Origin of the sequence: Candidatus Stoquefichus massiliensis AP9, from assembly GCF_000455285.1 — a bacterium.
Taxonomy (GTDB): domain Bacteria; phylum Bacillota_I; class Bacilli_A; order Erysipelotrichales; family Coprobacillaceae; genus Stoquefichus; species Stoquefichus massiliensis.
Genome location: NZ_HG005285.1, coordinates 13,793 through 32,637, shown reverse-complemented (window position 1 = coordinate 32,637; position 18,845 = coordinate 13,793). Strand labels below are relative to the sequence as shown.

Genomic DNA, 18,845 nt, shown 5'->3' with positions numbered 1-18,845 from the left:
AAGCATATAGTTCCTCCTTTATTTTTATAATAATATTATAAATATTTTTAAAAATAATCATTCATTTTTTCAGAATTTGATAATTTTTTTTCTAAATTTGAGAATATAAGATTTTTTGAATAAAATGTTATATACTAACTAAAGAACAAGGAGGATATATATGTTAGCAGATTATCATATGCATACCAATTATAGTAATGATTCAACTTATGATATGGAAAAAGCAGTTTTAAAAGCTATTTCAATGGGGTTGGATGAGATTTGTTTTACAGAGCATAGTGATTATGGAACAATGGGAGATTACGTTGTCAATTATGATGCTTATTATCAGGAATATTTAAAGATGAAAGAAAAATATAGAGACGATATTGTGATCAAGTTTGGATGTGAGTTTGGTGTTCAGATGCATACAATCATAAATTATCAGAAAGATTTCTTAAAGTATCCATTTGATTTTATTATTCTTTCTAATCATCAGATTGATGATATTGAATTTTGGACGTATAAATATCAACAAGGAAAAACACAAAGAGATTATAATAGAGGTTATTATCAAGCAATTTTAGATGTGATTGAGAAATTTGATGATTATAGTGTATTGGGACATTTGGATATGATTAAGCGTTATGATCAAGCAGGAGTGTATCCTGATGAAGAGGTAAGAGATCTGATTGAAAAGATTTTAAAACATGTTATTTCTAAAGGCAAAGGAATTGAAGTGAATACTTCTTGTTTTCGTTATGGGTTAAGTGATTTAACGCCTTCAAGGACTATTTTAAAGTGGTATAAAGAATTAGGTGGTCGTGTCTTGACTATTGGTTCTGATACGCATGAAGAAGATCATGTGGGATGTCGTATTCAATATGTTAAAGATGAACTTTTAAAAATTGGTTTTGATGAGTTTTGTACATTTGAAAAAATGCAACCTATTTATCATAAATTGTAGTTTTATGGGAACCATAGAGTTATGTTCTTATTATGGGAATGTATACTTTATGGTTTTATTATGATTTATGATTTATCTTGGATAAAATATTTGAGTATTATTGTATGCTTTGGATGGTTGGTTTCTAAAAGAAAGGAGTATGGTATTTTTTGTTTTATTTTAGTTGCTGATTATCTTTTGTTGTGGAGTGAGATGTATGAGATAGGGATTTATTTGTTTATGGTTGTACAATGTTTTTATCATATGAAATTAAATGGAAGTAGCTATTTTTATTTGTTTATGTTTGCTATAGTTTATCCTCATTTATATTTTTTAGGGATTGTTTATGCTGTGATGACATTGTTGAATATTATTTTGGCATTTTCTAAACAACATTGGTTATTGATAACATTAGTTCTTTTAGCAATGTGTGATTTATGTATTGTTATACAATTTCTGATACAGATGAATATCCCTTATATCTGGTGGTTTTATTTGCCATCCCAAGTTTGGTATACAAAAATGGTTCTTTCTAATAAAGAAAGAACCATTGTAAAGGAAGACCAACGATAAGAGCACTTAATAAAAGAATTGTACAAATTCTAATAAGTGTTTTTATGTCTATACGATTTTGTAACAATACCAGTATGCCTAAACCAGCATTTGTAATCAATCCAGCAAGCAAAGAAGCAAAACTGAGGATTCCGTTGACATGTAATTGGGTCAAAATCACACTAGCTGCACAGTTAGGGATAAAGCCAAAGATGGCACTGACAATAGGTTGTATAATGCTTTTATCTAAGAGTATATAAGATAAAGTTTTTGGCCCTATTATTTCAATCGCGGTTGATAAAACGATGTTGACAAGAAAGATAAATGTATAAATTTTGAATGTTCTTATCATTGCTTCAATAGCAATAGAATGCTCATGACAATGCTCATGACTTAACTGCTGATGGGTAACGGTTTGTGGTTTTAATAAAATATCAACGAGATAACCAACAATGATTGCTAAGATAAATTTTGTTAGAATGATACCCAGAAGAGATGTATAGAGTTGAGGGTTTGTTAAAAGAATAGGAATTGCTTCATCACTTGTTGCAATAAATACACTAATAAGTGTACCTAAAGAGATACGCTTATTAATGAACAGTAAACTTGCTAAAACACCAAAACCACATTGAGGAATAATGCCTAATATAGCACCAATAAGAGGTCCATATCGAGTTAAATACTTGGTCATACTTTGTGAAATGTTTTTATGTTCAAAATATTCTAAACATAGATACATAATGAATAGAATAGGAATAATAAGAAAAGTATCTTTAATTGTATCAATAATAATATCCATATATTCACCTGCTTTTTACCTATTTTAGTACAAAAAAGAAAAAAATCAATCAATGTGTTCATATATTGTTAATAAGAAAGAGAAATAATAAAAGAAAGAAGGTGACGAAAATGTATGAATTATTGTCAGGGTTAAAGAAAGGTGTTGTGATTTATTCTATTATAGCCATTGTCATGGGAATTATTCTTATTGTTTTTCCTAATGCAACAAGTCAGTTGATTTGTTATGGAGTGGCAAGTATTGTTTTGATTTGTGGAGTAATGGATTTTATGAGATATTTTTCTAATGATTTTTCTTATCGTTTTCAGTATGATTTAATCAGTGGATTTTTGTTATGTGCGATAGGAGTTTTTATGATTATAAGAAGTGATATTGTTATTATGATGATTCCTTTTGTGATTGGATTATTTATTGTTATTGAAGGGATTATGAATATAACAAGATCTTTTGAATTAAAGAGATGGGGATTTGAGAGATGGTCTTATGATTTATTATTATCTATTTTATTATTGATTTTAGGTGTAGTTATTGTATTGAATCCATTTGATGCAGCGATAGTTTCCATTATATTTATTGGTATTTGTTTGATTTATGATGGTTTATTGAATTTGATTATTTTGCATAGAAGTAGTCAATTTGCTAAAGAAATCAAACATTATTTGGATTAGATTATGAGTATAACAATACGTCAAGTTGATTTAAATCATTGTTCAGATGTCTTAAAATTGGAAATTGAAGCTAATCAGCAAAACTTTATTGAAAGTATTGCTGAATGTCTAGAAGAAGCCAGAGAACTTGTTTTATGGCGACCAGTAGAACTTTATTATAATGAACAACTGGTTGGTTTTGCAATGTATGGATTATGGCATGAGCAGAATCAAGATAGAGTTTGGCTAGATCGTTATCTTATTGATAAAAGATATCAAGGTCAAGGATTAGGAAAGAAAATATTGGCTCAATTGCTTGAACATATCTATGCAGAATATCAATGTCAAGAAATCTATTTAAGTCTCTATGATGATAATCATAGGGCAATGCATCTTTATCAAAAATTTGGATTTATTATAACAGGTGAAAAAGATATGAATCAGGAAACAATCATGGTAAAGAAAAAGGATTAATCATTGAGATTAATCCTTTTGTATACACGTATAAAGAGGATAAAAGCAATAATACTTGCAATAAGTTCTGATAATGGGAAAGTTAGCCATACACCTTTTATTCCAATAAGCGGAATGAGTAAAAGAGATAAAGGAATAATGATAATAAATTGTCTGATTAATGAAATCATTAATGATAATGTTCCTTTGCCCAAGGATTCAAAAACACCAGCCATCACAATTCCTAGAGTTGATAAAACAAAACTTAAAGAGAGAATGCGTAAACCAGATACACCAATATCTAACATTGCTTGATTTGCGTTAAACATTGATAGTATGAATTCTGGAAAAATAAAAAACAAAGCAGTTCCGACTAATAAGATAGTTCCAATTGTTAAACAAGACATTTTTAAAGTTTGATCCATACGATTTTTTTCTTGAGAACCATAGTTATAACTCATAATTGGACGCATTCCTTGAACAACACCATTAGAAGGCATATAAACAAATGATTGAAGTTTAAAATAAACACCAAAGAATGCAACTGCTGTTTGTGATATAGAAGCGAGAATCCCATTTAAAACAGAGACAAGAATAGATGGCATACACATCATAACACCTGAAGGGACTGCAATACTATAAAGTTTCTTGAATGTTTCTTTGTCAATATGAAAATGATGAAACGATAAATGAATATGTTCATTATATTTATAAAACAAATAAATAGAAAGAAAACAAGCGACCATTTGACCAATAATTGTTGCTATAGCAGCGCCAGATACACCTAAAGCAGGGAACCCAAAATATCCAAAAATCAAAATAGGGTCTAAAACAATATTCACAAGTGCACCAACAATCTGCATAATCATTGGAACCATCATATTACCACAAGCCTGAAACATCTTTTCAACAGCAATATGAATAAAAGAACCAAAAGTGAATGTAATGACAATTGTTCCATATTGCATACCATATTCAATAACATCAGGGCTATTTGTAAACATATTTAAAAAGGGATGTATCAAAAAGATACCAATCACCACAAATAACAAAGAATGTAAAACAGACATAACCATTCCTTGACTTGCAGCAAATGATGCTTGCTGATCATCATTTGCGCCAAGATGTCTAGCAATTAATGCATTCATTGCAATACCAATACCACAAGAAAATGCAAGTGATAAATTTTGAAGTGGATAAATTAATGAAACAGCAGTTAATGCTGATTCTCCTAATTGTGCTACAAAGATACTATCAATAATATTGTAAAGAGATTGAATGAGCATTGATATCATAGGAGGAAAAGCCATTGACATCAATAAAGGGAAAATAGGTTTATATCCCATTGGATTTTTTTTGTCCATAATAACTCCTTTCATATAAAAAGCTACAGATGTCTATTTATAATCAGAAATAGAGAAATCTATAGCTTAATAGCAAATATTGAATTGCATTGATTATTCTATAGGGTTCAATAGAAATTGTCAATGATTTTTTAAATAGGAGATTGTCTTTTCATAGGACAAAGGATAACTGATATAATATCCTTGAATATAATCAGGATGGAATTCATCAATGATATGAAGTTCTTCTTCTGTTTCAACACCTTCAACAACAACGAGAAGGTGGAGTTGATGACAAAAATTTATCATGAATTTTGTAAATCCATAATTAAATGAATCATTTTTAATATTTCTCACAAAAGATTGATCTATCTTAATAATATCTAATGGTTCATCTTTTAATAAAGAAAGAGAAGAAGAACCCTTACCAAAATCATCCATAGCAATCAGGAAACCTAAAGAACGCAACTGATTAATAATATCAACGGCATGTTGATTATCATTAACAACAGACGTTTCTGTTAATTCTAAGATAATCTGATAAATAGGAACATCATGAAGAGATATCATCTTCTTAACAAAATCAATAAAACCTTCATGAAATAACTGAACATAAGAGACATTAATACTGATCATCAGATTTTCTTGATAATTCAAGAAAGTCTTAAACTTGATTAATGATTGTTCAAATATCCAATTCCCTAATTCCACAATACCACCCATATCTTCTAAAATAGGGATAAAACGTCCAGGACCAATCTGAGGAAAATCAGAATGATACCATCTGATTAATACTTCAAAACCCATTAACTGATGAGTAACAGATTCTACCTTTGGTTGATAAACCAAAGAAAATCCCTCAAAATGATTAATCATAGATTGCTTTAAAGTATTTTGTAACCTTAAGACATATGTTTCTTCTTTTAATAAATGCGTATTAAAGAAAGTAAAAGGAGAATGTGTATTATGTTTACTATGCTGTAAAGCAATTTCACAATTACGACGTAATTCTAAGTAATCAGTACCATCCTGTGGAGATATCGTAATACCACCATGGAAACGAATTGTAAAAGGATGACCTTCATAAATATGTTTCTCATCAGCAAAATTTTGAATTTGATGAATGATCTGTTGAATTTCATGATGATTGGTTTCTTTATAAAGAATACCAAATTCATCACCATCTAATTTATATAAAATTGCCTGTTTATGTAAGATTGTCTGCAGACTGTGAGAAATAATTCGTAAGACATGATCACCAAATTCACGATTATATAACTGATTGATAATTTTAAAATGACTAATATTGATAATCATCATTGTAAAAGGTGTATGACATTCTTGAATTCTTTTTTCAAATTCAAATTGATTATAAAGACCAGTCAGATTATCACGATAATTCTTACGACCTAGATTGGAAATAAAACCAGCAAAAAGAGTTGGTTCATTATTTTCATCATATTCCACATGACCACAACAACGTAACCAAACATATTCATTATGTTTATTAAGAGCACGATATTCAACAATATGACTATCAGTACGACCATCAGTGATTTGTTGATTGCTGTTAAGAAATTCATATTTATCATCAGGATGAATCTTAGCACCAAAGACTGCAGCAGCATTTGTTAGAACATCACTAGGAAATTCAAATTCATCAACCATAGCAGGAGGATATTTAAATACACCTGTTTTCATATTACAGACAAATATATAGTCATCAGTACTTTTGACTAAAGCATCATATAATAAATTCTTATTGTAGTCAAAATTAGCTGCAATAGGTGAATGTGTTTTTAAATCCAATAAAGCTTTTCTTAAATGATTTTTTTTCTTATAACTATACATTTTTTCATCAGCATGAGTAATCACATCATTTAATGATAGCTGAGATTGAGGTAATACTTCATAAAGTCCAAAACAAAAACTTAAGGTATAAGGAATTTTATCTTGAACTTGAATTTTTTCTAATTCTTTTAAAATCTTTAACATTTGCTGATTAACTTCATATTGCTGATAATCATAAAAAGCAATAATAAATTCATCACCACTTAATCTAAAGAACAAATTATTATGATGAATAATGGAAGAAACAGTTTGGGTAATCATCTGAATAAATTCATCACCTGATTGATGACCATATAGATCATTAATTGTTTTTAAATGATCTAAATCATATAAACAAATAATGATATTTTTATTTTCTTTTTGTGCCTTATTCATTAATAAAGATAACTCATATTTACCATTACGTCTATTATAAATTCCTGTTAAATCATCATAATGTGCATCACTCTCAATTTTTTTAAAAGTTGTAATATCAAGTGAATATTGAAAATGAACTAAGGAATGATCAAACCATTCAATCATAGAATCATAATTTTGATAGATTCTTTGATTATGAGTACTTTTTTCTTCCCATGAAATACATTTTTGAGGATCTTTGATTAATTGATGAATTGGGCATTGAGGACATCTTCCACCCATATTTCTTTGAAAAACTTGCCAGCATTTTTTTCCTAAAGGATTTTTTAAATGGAAATCTTTTATCATCTTATCATTAATATATAGAATTTCGTCTGTATAAGGATTAGTAATATAAGCATTAGCATCTATATGATTTAATACTTTTTCTATAAATGATTGATTAAATAATTCACTTTGATAATTCATTTGATTATCCAAAAAATCACCATAAATACTTCCTATATTTTTTAATAACTCTTTCTCATCATTATCAAAATCAACTTTTTCACGATTTTTACTAAATATTAAATAACCATGTTTTTTATTTGTATATTGAATAGGAATAAGACAAACATGATAATGATTTGAAAGATGATCATAGAAACTTTCATTAATAGAATCAATATCTTGACTATTAAGTAACTGATCATGAAATAAAATATTTTTTTTGACACTATAAAAATGATTATGATGATCTACAATAAAAAAACTACAAATATTATCAATATCCATTATTTGATTCAATGTATGAAAAAGAGAATCAAAAATATCATTATACTGATTTTTTAAAAAGAATTGATGAAAGTCTTTACAATGCTGATACATCATTAATAAATACTTTCCCATATGATTATTCATGTATTTTCACCTCATGTTTAATTATAAAGCCTTTTTAAAAAGAATGCTATGAAATTAATGATAATAAAAAAGTCTTTCACATGACAAAAGATAAAAATTATAGTATATTAAGGAACATTGGAGTGATATATATGAAAAACAAAGGAATGATAATGATTATTATTGCAGCATTATGTTTTGCTGTTATGAATATGTTTGTGAAGTTATCGGGTGATTTACCATCTATTCAAAAGAGTTTCTTTAGAAATTTAGTTGCTGTTTTTATTGCTTTTTCGATATTAAGGAAAAGTGGAGTAGGTTTTTATATTGAAAAGAAGAATATTGGATTATTGTTAGTGAGATCAATTTGTGGAACAATTGGCATTATAGCCAATTTCTATGCTGTTGATCATCTCTTGTTATCAGATGCATCTATTATTCAAAAGTTGAGTCCATTTTTTGTGATTATCTTTTCATTCTTTTTATTAAAAGAACATGTGACAAAGAGACAAGTTGTTTCTATTATGATTGCCTTTATTGGAACCTTGTTTGTCGTTAAGCCAAGTTTTCAAAATACAGAATTAACAGCAAGTTTTATTGCATTAATAGGTGCAATGGGAGCAGGGGCAGCTTATACAGTTGTGAGAATGTTATCACAAAGAAATGTGAAAGGACCACAGATTGTCTTTTATTTCTCATTATTTTCTTGTTTAAGTGTTGTACCATATCTCATCTATCAATTTACACCTATGACATACCAACAAATGGCATTTCTATTGTTAGCAGGAATCAGTGCCGCAGGAGGACAATTTGCTGTAACAGCAGCATATTCTCACTCCGCAGGTAGAGATATTTCTTTATATGATTATTCACAGGTTGTCTTTGCAGCAATACTTGGATTTATAGTATTTCAGCAAGTGCCAGATATCTTTAGTATTATAGGATATCTTATTATCTTTGGTATTACATTTTTTATGTGTTTATCTCATCAAAAAGCATTGAGATAAACACTCTATTGAATTATAATAGTACATATGGGGGATTCATCATATGATAAAGAATAAAAAAGGATTTACTTTAATAGAAATTATAGTTGTTGTAGTCATCTTAGCAGTACTTATGGCAGTTGCAGTCCCATCAGTACTGAAATATCTTGATGAAGCAGATGATGCTAAGTATATGGCACAAGCAAGAAGTGCATATACAATTATGAAAACAGAAATAACAAAAGCATTAGCATTAGATGAAGATAAGTCATTGAGTAGTGCAGATGTAGAAAATATCATAGAAAGAACTGATTTTTCAGAGATTGCAAATTTGTCAGCAATTTGTATTACTGGTATGACAATTGATGGTAATAATTTATCAAGTAGTGACTCGTTAATAACTATAAACAAAATACCAGAAAATTATTATTTTATTTTTGGTGTCTATGATGAAGATACTAATCAATTTGGTGATGGTCGATATATTACTTATAAAGAAAATGAGATTGTTGATGTTTCAAAACAATATGATGCTAAATTTTATCCATTCATTTTTGTGAATCAATAAAAATTTATTTTTTTAAACATCACAACGTTGTCACAGGTTATTAATTTTTATAGAAAAAGTCATAAATTAAATTAGACTTTTTTTCATTTTCTTGCGTAACTGATTCTTTTAAGATATAATGTATCTATGAAAGGGAGGATATTGAAATGAATATCAAAAAATTAAGAGAATTAAAGAAAAATAAAAAAGGTTTTACTTTAATTGAAATTATTGTAGTTGTTGTTATTTTGGCTGTACTATTAGCTGTAGCTGTACCTTCTGTTTTAAATTATTTAAATGAAGCTGATGATGCAAAATATCAAGCTCAGGCAAGAGGTGCAATGATTGTTGCTCAGAAAGAGGCAAGTACAGCATTTATTAATAAAGATACTACTAATATTGTAAGTGGTGTTTGGACTGCTCCTGAGGCTGCAATAAATAGTGTTGGAGGGAAACCAGCAGTAACAGGTATCAAAGCTACACTAGATTCTAAAGGAAATATTAAAGAAATTATTGTTGAATTCGCTGATAAGACAGTTAAAATAGATCCTAATGAAAAAATGACTATAACAAATAATAAAAGCAGTTAGTTTCTTGTTTTTTTTACAACCCTCTCTCTTTTTGAGAGAGGGTTTCATTCTTTAAAATAATGAGAGGAGAAAATGATGGAACCAATATTTATATTTTTATATGTATATATGTTTGTGGTTGGTGCTTGTATTGCGAGTTTTGTAAATGTTGTGATCTATCGTTTGCCTTTGGGTATAAGTGTTGCAAAGGGGAGAAGTTTTTGTCCTACATGTGAGCATCAGTTACATGCTATTGATTTAATACCTATATTAAGTTATATAACTCTTGGTGGAAAATGTCGTTATTGTAAAACAAAGATTCCTGTCAGAGATACTTTATTGGAAGTATTAGGTGGATTATTAGGAATGTTATGTTTTTATCGTTATGGAATAGATTGGATGACATTGATATCTTTTGCTTTTGTAATGATATTAGTCGCGATTAGTATGATTGATTTAGACACGATGACGATTCCTAATTCTTTAGTGATTACAGTATTGATTGTGACTGTTATTTCTTATCCTTTTATTGATATAAGTGTTATTGACAGATTGATTGGTTTTTTTGCAGTAAGTTTACCTTTGTACATAATGAATTATGTTATACCTGATTGTTTTGGTGGTGGCGATATTAAGTTGATAGCTGTATGTGGTTTGATGCTTGGATGGGCTCATTTATTGGTTGGTATGTTTATTGCGGTTGTGATTGCTGGATGTTATGCTGGATATTTAATGTTAAGTCATAAGGTAGATAGAAAAGATCATATTGCTTTTGGACCTTATATTTGTTTTGGTATGTTTGTTGCTTTATTATATGGAGAAAATCTGTTACAATTGTATTTAGGAATATTTGGACCTTAAAAAGAGGAGTTGAACGTTTATGGCAACGTTTAGATATACTGCAAAAGATATAAATTCTAAGAAAACACATGGCAAGGTAGAGGCGAATTCACGAGATGAACTTGTTGCTTTGTTGCGTTCTGATAATTTATATCTTTTGAAGTGTAAAGAGATTGAAGAAGAGGGAAATCATTATAAAATTAAATTAAAAGAATTGTCTGAGTTGTGTAGACAAGTAGGAACGATGGTTTCTTCTGGTATTAGTTTAATCATGGCAATGAATATTATGACAAAGAGAGAAAATAATCCTAAGATTGAAAAGATTTATAAGGATATTTATATTAAACTTCAACAGGGGTTTACTTTATCTCATGCTTTAGCTTCTCAAGGTGGGGCATTTCCTAATTTAATGATTAATATGATTCGTTCTAGTGAATCAACAGGGATGATGGATAGAACACTTTTAAAATTAGCAGACCAATATGATAAAGAAAGTAAAATTAATGCAAAAGTAAAGAGTGCTATGTTTTATCCAATTATTTTAATTGTTGTAACGGTTGGTGTTGTTATGCTTGTGTTTACAATGATATTACCAAATTTCTTGACAATGTTTGAAGGTATGGATATGCCTTTGATTACACAGATTATGTTTGCGATTAGTGATGCGATTATCAATTCTGGACATTGGATATTAATTGCTATTTTAATAATGATAGCTGGAATATCTTATTTATTACGAGTTGAGAAAGTAAGATTAAGATTTGATGAATTTAAATTGAGCATTCCTAAAGTTGGAAGTTTATTGAAAATTATATATACTGCTAGGTTTGCAAGAAGTATGTCATCTTTATATTCTAGTGGTGTTGCAATGATTAATTCTTTGAATTTAGCAAAGACAACGATTAATAATGCATATATTGAGAGTCAATTTGATAGTGTTGTTCATTCTGTGAGGGATGGGACGAATTTATCAACGGCAATTAGTGAAGTTGATGGCTTTGATTCAAAATTACCAAATGCGATTTATGTTGGTGAGGAAAGTGGTAAATTAGATGATATGTTACAGAGAATAGCGGATGATTTTGATTTTGAATCTGAGATGGCTATTGAGAAATTAGTAACTTTATTACAACCAGTTATGATTATTATTTTAGGTATTCTTATTTGTATGGTTGTTGTTTCTGTTATTTTACCTATTTATAGTATGTATGGTAATGTTAGTGGGAAAGGATAGGAGGAGATTATATGAAAGGTACAGTTGTTTATTTATCTAGTGAACAATTAGTTATGGTAACTGCAGAAGCACGTAGAGATGTTTTGCGTGTTGAACAATATCAACGCCTTCCATTCCCTATGGGAGCTATGATTAATGGGGTTATTATTAATGATGAGGCTGTTAAAGAGCAGATTAAAATATTAAAAGAAGAGGGTATTCTTGAAGTTCATTTGGTTATTGATAGTGGACAGATTCTCGCTAAAAATGTTGTGATTCCTAGAATGAAAATGAAAGAAATTTATCAATTTGTAAAAGATGAATTATCTCCATTGGCACAAAATACAGAGGATATGATTTATGATTTTGCATATTTAGATGAAGATGGTCAATCAAAAGGAGCAAGTAAAATACTTGCTTTAGGTGTTGAAAGAAAACTTATTGATATGTACTTACAATTGTTCAATGATTGTGGTATTGCTGTTTTAAGTATTGATTTTGCAACGAATGCTTTAATTCGTTTTATTCATTTCTTACCAGGATTTATAGATAAAACATATATATTATCTCAATTAGATGGCAATAACTTGATTTCTACTTTATTTGATAATGATGAATATGCATTAACATATAGAACTCGTATTATGGCTAATAAGGGAACACCTGAATTTGAAAACGAAGTCATTAATAGTATTTCTCATATGATCCAATCAAGTAACAGAAGCGATAGTTCATATAAAATAAGTGATGTTTTTGTGTTTGGTTTAGATGATAAAGAGGAAGTTTCTTTGTGTCAAAATATTCATGATCAGTTACGTGTTGATGCTAGAGGTTTACCTGGATCAAAGGCAATTTATACTGTCAAGGATTTAGATAATGAGCCTTTTAAACTTTCTCACTATGTTTATCCAATAGCAATGTTTTATAAAAAGGTAGGTTCTGGTTTAAAAAATAAGGAATTGGATCTGTTACAAGCGTATAATCGTAATGATGAACCACCTAAATATGAGAGTGTCATTAAATTGTGTATTCCACCAGTTGTTATTCTTTTGTTGTTTTTGATACCTTTTGGATTCTTATCATGGAATACAATGTCTACACAGAATAAAATAAGTGATATTAAAGCAGAAATAGAAAAATATAATTTAGCAATATCTGCAACGGATACATCAGCATATGATAAATTATCATCATTTCAAAATGTATTAAATTCAATTAAACAATTAAATGATCAAATTCAAGGAACACCATCAATAAAAGCAGAACATATAACAAATATACAAAAATCATTATTAAGTGGTATGACTTTAGATTTAATTAGTTATACTCGTGAAACACATACAATTTCATTGTCAATATCTTCTTCAAATGTTCAACTCATTGAAAAATGTGTTAAAAACTTAAAAAAACAAGAAGATTTTATGTCAGTTAATTACTCTGGATATAACGAATCAACAACATCTTCTACAACTCAAACAGGAGAAATAGATCCATTAACAGGATTGCCTGCTACCAACACAGTAGAAACAAGTTCATATAAATCAACAATAACAATAATTCTTAAGTAAAGGAGATAAATAAAGATGGAGTCATTAACAAAAAGAGAAAAAACTTTAATATATGTCTTAATTTGTTTCCTTATATTAGTTGCAGGTTGGTTTTTATTATTAAATCCGGCATTGGAAAAAAATTCTCAAGTTCATGCTGAATATGAAGAAAAACAAACACAGCTTACAACTATAAAACAACAACTTAAAGACTATGAGGATGCACCAAGTCAATACAAAATATTAGAAGATAGTTATAATGAAATAGCAGGTCAGTATAGTCAAGTTTTAAGTAATGATGATATAGATAAACTTATTACAACAAAAGTTTTGGCAAGTGGCTTTCGACCTAAGAATTTATCCATTGGTGAAGTGCCTGGTGCATCGTTACAATCTACTGATACAACTGCTACTGATGGAACAGCAAACCCATCAACAGATAATTCAGCAACAAGCTCAGTTATTAAACAATCGACAATTAATATGACACTTAATGGGGATCTTACTAAATTAAAAAAACTCATGGGTTCAATAAATGAACAAGAAGGATTAGAAATAGGAAATCTTTCTTATCAGTTATCAAATGCTCAATCGAATACAGTGACAATTTCTTTTGTCATTTATATGATTGAAAAACAGTAGTTTAAGAGAGGTGAATTGGTATGAATAATGAAAAGGGGTCTAGTATTGTGATGGCAGTTGTTGTTGGGATGGTTCTGACAGTCTTACTAGGTGCTTGTTTTGCTATCGCAAGTTCATATCATAATCGTTCAATTAGAAATAATCAGGAAAGACAGGCATATTTGACTGCCAAGTCTATAGTTGATACAATTTCACTTCAAATAACTGCTGGAAATTCAGAATTTATTCCAGTTGAAACAAAACCCACTATTGCATTTAATGATATTCAACTAACAGATGATACATGTGAAGAGAGAAAAGCAACAATTACATTAAATGAAACAGATAAAGTAATTGTTATTGTTGCAACAGCAACTAATTATGGAAGAACACAAGAAATTCAATTAACTATGAATCAAGACTCTACAACAGGTCAGTGGCAAAATCTTCAATATTCTCATAAAGGAGAGACAGTCTATGAAATCGAATAATAAAGGTTTTGCATTAATTGAATCTATTGTGACTGTTGCTATTATTGCAATATTATTGAGTATGGTTGGATTAGCATTTACATCAATTATTCATTATATGAGTGAATCTGCTTTAATAAAAAATACAAGTAATGAAATCTTTGCAAAGATTCAAAACGATGAATCAACAATAGAAAAGGAATCAACAATGACATTTAAAGATGGACTATCTGTACAAGGAAAAATGAAGATAGTTACTAAAAAATATAATGATAAAGATGAATTGTCATTATCATTATTTAGTATAGGTGAAGTTCAGCGTACTTATAATGAAGATGCAAATTTTTATTTGCTAAAAGATCCTACCAAAAAAAATAACAATAATATTGATGTTAATTCTGATACATTATGCATTAATGAGCCAGACAAACTATCACCTCATAAAAATGCTGTTTTGTCAGGAACACAGTCTTCTCGACAAATTGATTATATCCAATCACATGTTAAATTACCTAGTAAGAATAGTACTAATGTTAGCATTAATATTGATTCAATACTAGGTGGAAATCACTATGGAGGTGTTACATTTGAGGATGCTACAATAAACTGGTATAGGATAGATAAGATAGACGGGGCACCTTATAATATTTATGGATATATTGAGCCATATGATATAAATGATGGTACTGTGAAAAATGTTGAAATTATATTTAAGAAAAATGGAAGTCTTGGGCATATAGAACCTGAGTTGGTTTTGTATAACTTTAATTTACCAAATGGATTTACTGATGAGATATTATATTATATAAAGAATCACTTTGGTTTTTATGCTACAGGGAATGATTTATCAGGGGAGTATTATCTTCAATGCAATAAACTTTTTAATGGTGAACCATTTGAATTTGGTAGATTAAAAGGTTATAGTATTTTTAACTATTTAAATGATGGTGATGAGATTGTAATTAATATTATACCAAAAAAAACCAATTAACTAATAAGAGGTGAAAAAATATGCACAAAGATAAAAATAAAAAAAATGGTTTTACATTAGTTGAAATTATTGTTTCAATTGCTATTTTTTCCGCACTTTTAGCCGTTCTTGGAAGTATAATGATTTCTGGATTTAAATATTTTTATGAGACATCAAGTACGGATTTAGATAAAAGAACTATTGATGAAATTGCTAGTTATGTTCGTAGTGAATTGTTATATGCTACTGAAGTGAGAGTGCAAGAAACAAAACCAGATGGAACTTGGCGTAGTTTTAGTGTTGTTGATGGAAAACTACATCAGTATGAAGAAACTGATTTGGCTTCTACTGATTTGAATTTATTTTCTAATGATTCGTTTTATAATAACCACTCTTTTAAAATGACTTCAAAAGCATATGAAGATAAAAATAGATTAGACTTAACTTTTATAATGTATGATGATAAAGAGGACTTATATACGACTCATGATACACTTGAATTATTAAATGTTAGTGCAGTGCAGTCTAAAAGTTTCGCTGAGGCTTTGCTTGTTGGTAAAGATGATTTAAAAATATATTATAAAAAAGATAAAATAACTGTTGGAAATTCTGAACTTAGCGGTGATAGAACTGTTGCTGATAGAATAAAAAAAATAAATATGAGAAATAACAGAGGTTATTTTACATATGGAAGGCATTATTCTCCTGGTGATTATGTTTTTTATAATAATAGTTGGTGGTATTCTGCTGCAAACAATGATGGTAATGCATATCCTGATAAAGGGAATTGGATAAAGTTATCAAAAGAATTTCAAACTGATTCGTTTTATACTGAAGGTGATGTAATTATTTATGAAAATGAATACTATGAATATAAATATTCGTGGTATAATCGTAATTCTAAAGAATGTACACCAAACCCTAATCTTGGGCAATATGAATCAAATGGATGGAAAAAAACTACAAAAGAATATCTTGATTCTATTGATAAAAAGTATGAAAATGCATATTCTGGTACAAAAGACACTGTTATGGTTAAATTACCAAATGATGTTGTAGCATCAGATCCTCAAAAAAATTCTTCTGTTATACTAAATGGTTATGATAGTACGAAAAAATATCAAGTTGGTAATTATATTAAAATAGAGAAGAGAATTGTAAAAAAGGATGCTTATGGAGAGGAACTTAAAGATGATAATGGAAATGCTATACTTGTAGGAACTAATTATTATGAGGTTTACCTGAAAGTCTTTGATGGGGATGGCAATGCACCTGGATCATCTAGATTTAGTGGGTGGAAATTGCTAGAAAACGACTATGATTCTAATAGTTCTTATGAAATGAATGATTATGTAATAGGAAATAAAGGCATCCAAAATAAAGAGAGATTTGTTTATTTTCATTTTTTGCATAATATTTTAACTGAGGAAACTATACAAGAATATATTAATTATAAACAATCACAATCTTCATATACAGATATCGATGGATGGCGGAAAGAAGCAATAGTTAATTCTATGATTAGTAATCCATTGGCAAATTCATGGGGTGGAAATAATAAATATTTTTTTGATCTATCAGATTAATATAAGGAGGTATCATATGAAACGTGTACCAATTGGTGAAGTGTTAAAAGAATATGGATATATAACAGAGGAGCAGTTACAAGAAGCATTAGATGTACAAAAAAAAGATAAATCTAAGAGATTAGGACAGCATTTAATTGATTTAGGATTTGTAAATGAGGAACAAACTTTACGTGCACTGAGTGCTAAACTAGATTATCCTATGATAGATTTATCTACAGTATCTATATCAATAGATGCTGTAAGTAAGATACCACAACAATTAGCTGAAAAATATAATGTTATTGGGATTAAAATCGATGGTAATACGTTGACTGTTGTTTCTAGTGATCCTATGGATTTCTATGCATTAGAGGATATTAGATTAGTAACTGGAATGAATATTTCTATTGGTCTTGCAGTGCATGATGCTATAGAGAATGCTATTGATTATAATTATTCTGAAATCAAGGCAAAGTCTGCTGCTGAGATTGCTAATAGAGATACGACTCAGTTTGAGGCTATTGATGAGGAGATATTTGATAGTGAATCTGATGATTCTCCAATTGTTAAATTATTAAATTCTTTATTGACTAAAGGTTTTAGTAGCAATGCTTCAGATATTCATATTGAACCTTTTGAAAAAGAAACTTTAGTAAGAATGAGAATTGATGGAATGTTAATTGAATCTATGAAACTGCAAAAAAGTATTCATAGCCCTTTGGTTGTAAGGACAAAGATTTTAGCAAATCTTGATATTTCTGAACGTAGAATACCTCAGGATGGACATTTCGTTGTTACAATTAATGGAGAACGTATGAATTTACGTGTTTCTATTGTTCCTACTGTATATGGTGAAAAAATTGTTATGAGATTTTTAAATTCTAATACACCAATCGATTATGCTAATCATTTTGGGATGACTGATATTAATTTTACGAAAATGAATCAAATGATGGAAAATCCCAATGGAATTATCTATGTGACTGGCCCAACTGGTTCTGGTAAAACAACGACTTTATATATGATTATGGAGAAACTTGCAAGACGTAATGTTAATATTTTGACTATTGAGGATCCAGTAGAAAAGAATCTTGAACGTATTAATCAGATGCAGGTTAATAATATTGCAGGTTTAACTTTTGAAAGTGGATTACGAGCTATTTTAAGACAGGATCCAGATATTATTATGGTTGGTGAAACACGTGATGCTGAAACAGCTTCTATTTCTGTTAGAGCTGCTATTACAGGACATTTGGTTGTATCTACACTCCATACAAATGATGCTGTAAGTACAATTGTGAGATTAATTGATATGGGCATTGAACCATATATGGTTGCAAATAGTGTTGTGGGTATTGTTGCTCAGCGTTTAGTAAAAAAAGTTTGTCCACATTGTGCTAATAAGGTTGAAGCGACTGATGAGGATAAGAGAATTGCTGGAAAGAATTTACCTTATGTTTATAGAAGTGTTGGCTGTCCAGCTTGTCACAATACTGGATATAAAGGACGTATTGCAGTTCATGAGATGGTATTGATTGATAAAAAAATAAAGAAAATGATTACTGACAGAGCAGATATTGATGATATATACGAATATGTGAAATTAAATCAAGAATATAGTTCTTTGTTTCAAGAAACATTGAGGTTAGTTGAGGAAGGTAAGACAACAATTGAAGAGTTATTAAAGATATCATATTATGAAAGATAG

The 18,845-nt window shown here is 29.0% G+C and carries 18 protein-coding genes; 15 read left to right on the top strand and 3 right to left on the bottom strand.

The genetic code is table 11. The features are described from left to right. Positions 1-160 precede the first annotated feature (160 nt). Both BN350_RS02415 and BN350_RS02410 read left to right on the top strand, forming a co-directional pair. Positions 161-946 (top strand): histidinol-phosphatase HisJ family protein, encoded by a 786-nt coding sequence (locus BN350_RS02415; protein ID WP_028042164.1) that lies wholly within the window; start codon positions 161-163, stop codon positions 944-946. 21 nt (positions 947-967) lie between these two features. Next, positions 968-1,498 (top strand): hypothetical protein, encoded by a 531-nt coding sequence (locus BN350_RS02410; protein WP_028042163.1) that lies wholly within the window; start codon positions 968-970, stop codon positions 1,496-1,498. Here the strand turns inward: BN350_RS02410 and BN350_RS02405 are convergent. Then, positions 1,458-2,276: a putative manganese transporter gene (locus BN350_RS02405; protein ID WP_028042162.1), complete on the bottom strand. Its 819-nt coding sequence runs from the start codon at positions 2,274-2,276 to the stop codon at positions 1,458-1,460. The two genes, BN350_RS02410 and BN350_RS02405, sit on opposite strands and share 41 nt — an antisense overlap. 110 nt (positions 2,277-2,386) lie before the next feature. Here BN350_RS02405 and BN350_RS02400 point away from each other — a divergent pair, with 110 nt between their 5' ends. Next, complete coding sequence (locus tag BN350_RS02400; RefSeq protein ID WP_028042161.1) at positions 2,387-2,944, top strand: HdeD family acid-resistance protein; 558 nt, start codon at positions 2,387-2,389, stop codon at positions 2,942-2,944. Positions 2,945-2,947: 3 nt separating this feature from the next. Then, positions 2,948-3,397, top strand: a complete 450-nt coding sequence (locus BN350_RS02395) for a GNAT family N-acetyltransferase (protein ID WP_028042160.1) — start codon at positions 2,948-2,950, stop codon at positions 3,395-3,397. Here the strand turns inward: BN350_RS02395 and BN350_RS02390 are convergent. Then, positions 3,394-4,740 carry an MATE family efflux transporter gene (locus tag BN350_RS02390; protein WP_028042159.1) on the bottom strand — a complete coding sequence of 449 codons (1,347 nt, stop codon included), beginning with the start codon at positions 4,738-4,740 and terminating at the stop codon, positions 3,394-3,396. The two genes, BN350_RS02395 and BN350_RS02390, sit on opposite strands and share 4 nt — an antisense overlap. A 120-nt stretch (positions 4,741-4,860) precedes the next feature. Further along, the gene (locus BN350_RS18315) at positions 4,861-7,827 is read right to left on the bottom strand and encodes a diguanylate cyclase domain-containing protein (RefSeq protein ID WP_044600070.1); all 2,967 of its coding nucleotides are present in this window, start codon (positions 7,825-7,827) and stop codon (positions 4,861-4,863) included. A 131-nt stretch (positions 7,828-7,958) separates the two neighbouring features. Between BN350_RS18315 and BN350_RS02380 the strand changes: the two genes are divergently transcribed. From BN350_RS02380 to BN350_RS02330, 11 genes are all read left to right on the top strand, one after another. Then, entirely contained in the window at positions 7,959-8,813 is an 855-nt protein-coding gene (locus BN350_RS02380; protein WP_028042158.1) for a DMT family transporter, read from the top strand. Positions 8,814-8,856: 43 nt separating this feature from the next. Further along, positions 8,857-9,360, top strand: coding sequence for a prepilin-type N-terminal cleavage/methylation domain-containing protein (locus BN350_RS21215; RefSeq protein WP_231385222.1), 504 nt, complete (start codon positions 8,857-8,859; stop codon positions 9,358-9,360). 146 nt (positions 9,361-9,506) lie between these two features. Continuing rightward, the gene (locus BN350_RS20155; RefSeq protein WP_081652824.1) at positions 9,507-9,929 is read left to right on the top strand and encodes a prepilin-type N-terminal cleavage/methylation domain-containing protein; all 423 of its coding nucleotides are present in this window, start codon (positions 9,507-9,509) and stop codon (positions 9,927-9,929) included. 75 nt (positions 9,930-10,004) lie between these two features. Beyond that, complete coding sequence (locus tag BN350_RS02365) at positions 10,005-10,769, top strand: prepilin peptidase (RefSeq protein WP_028042157.1); 765 nt, start codon at positions 10,005-10,007, stop codon at positions 10,767-10,769. Between the two features lie 19 nt (positions 10,770-10,788). Further along, the gene (locus BN350_RS02360) at positions 10,789-11,982 is read left to right on the top strand and encodes a type II secretion system F family protein (RefSeq protein ID WP_028042156.1); all 1,194 of its coding nucleotides are present in this window, start codon (positions 10,789-10,791) and stop codon (positions 11,980-11,982) included. Positions 11,983-11,993: 11 nt separating this feature from the next. Further along, positions 11,994-13,529: a type IV pilus biogenesis protein PilM gene (locus tag BN350_RS20850; protein WP_187117093.1), complete on the top strand. Its 1,536-nt coding sequence runs from the start codon at positions 11,994-11,996 to the stop codon at positions 13,527-13,529. Between the two features lie 15 nt (positions 13,530-13,544). After that, positions 13,545-14,150: a type II secretion system protein GspM gene (gene gspM, locus BN350_RS02350; RefSeq protein WP_028042155.1), complete on the top strand. Its 606-nt coding sequence runs from the start codon at positions 13,545-13,547 to the stop codon at positions 14,148-14,150. Between the two features lie 20 nt (positions 14,151-14,170). After that, positions 14,171-14,620: a hypothetical protein gene (locus tag BN350_RS02345; protein ID WP_028042154.1), complete on the top strand. Its 450-nt coding sequence runs from the start codon at positions 14,171-14,173 to the stop codon at positions 14,618-14,620. Next, positions 14,607-15,590 carry a pilus assembly FimT family protein gene (locus tag BN350_RS02340; protein WP_028042153.1) on the top strand — a complete coding sequence of 328 codons (984 nt, stop codon included), beginning with the start codon at positions 14,607-14,609 and terminating at the stop codon, positions 15,588-15,590. Before BN350_RS02345 ends, BN350_RS02340 begins: the two co-directional genes overlap by 14 nt. A gap of 20 nt (positions 15,591-15,610) precedes the next feature. After that, positions 15,611-17,155, top strand: a complete 1,545-nt coding sequence (locus tag BN350_RS02335; protein WP_028042152.1) for a pilus assembly FimT family protein — start codon at positions 15,611-15,613, stop codon at positions 17,153-17,155. 16 nt (positions 17,156-17,171) lie between these two features. Beyond that, the gene (locus tag BN350_RS02330) at positions 17,172-18,845 is read left to right on the top strand and encodes a GspE/PulE family protein (protein WP_028042151.1); all 1,674 of its coding nucleotides are present in this window, start codon (positions 17,172-17,174) and stop codon (positions 18,843-18,845) included.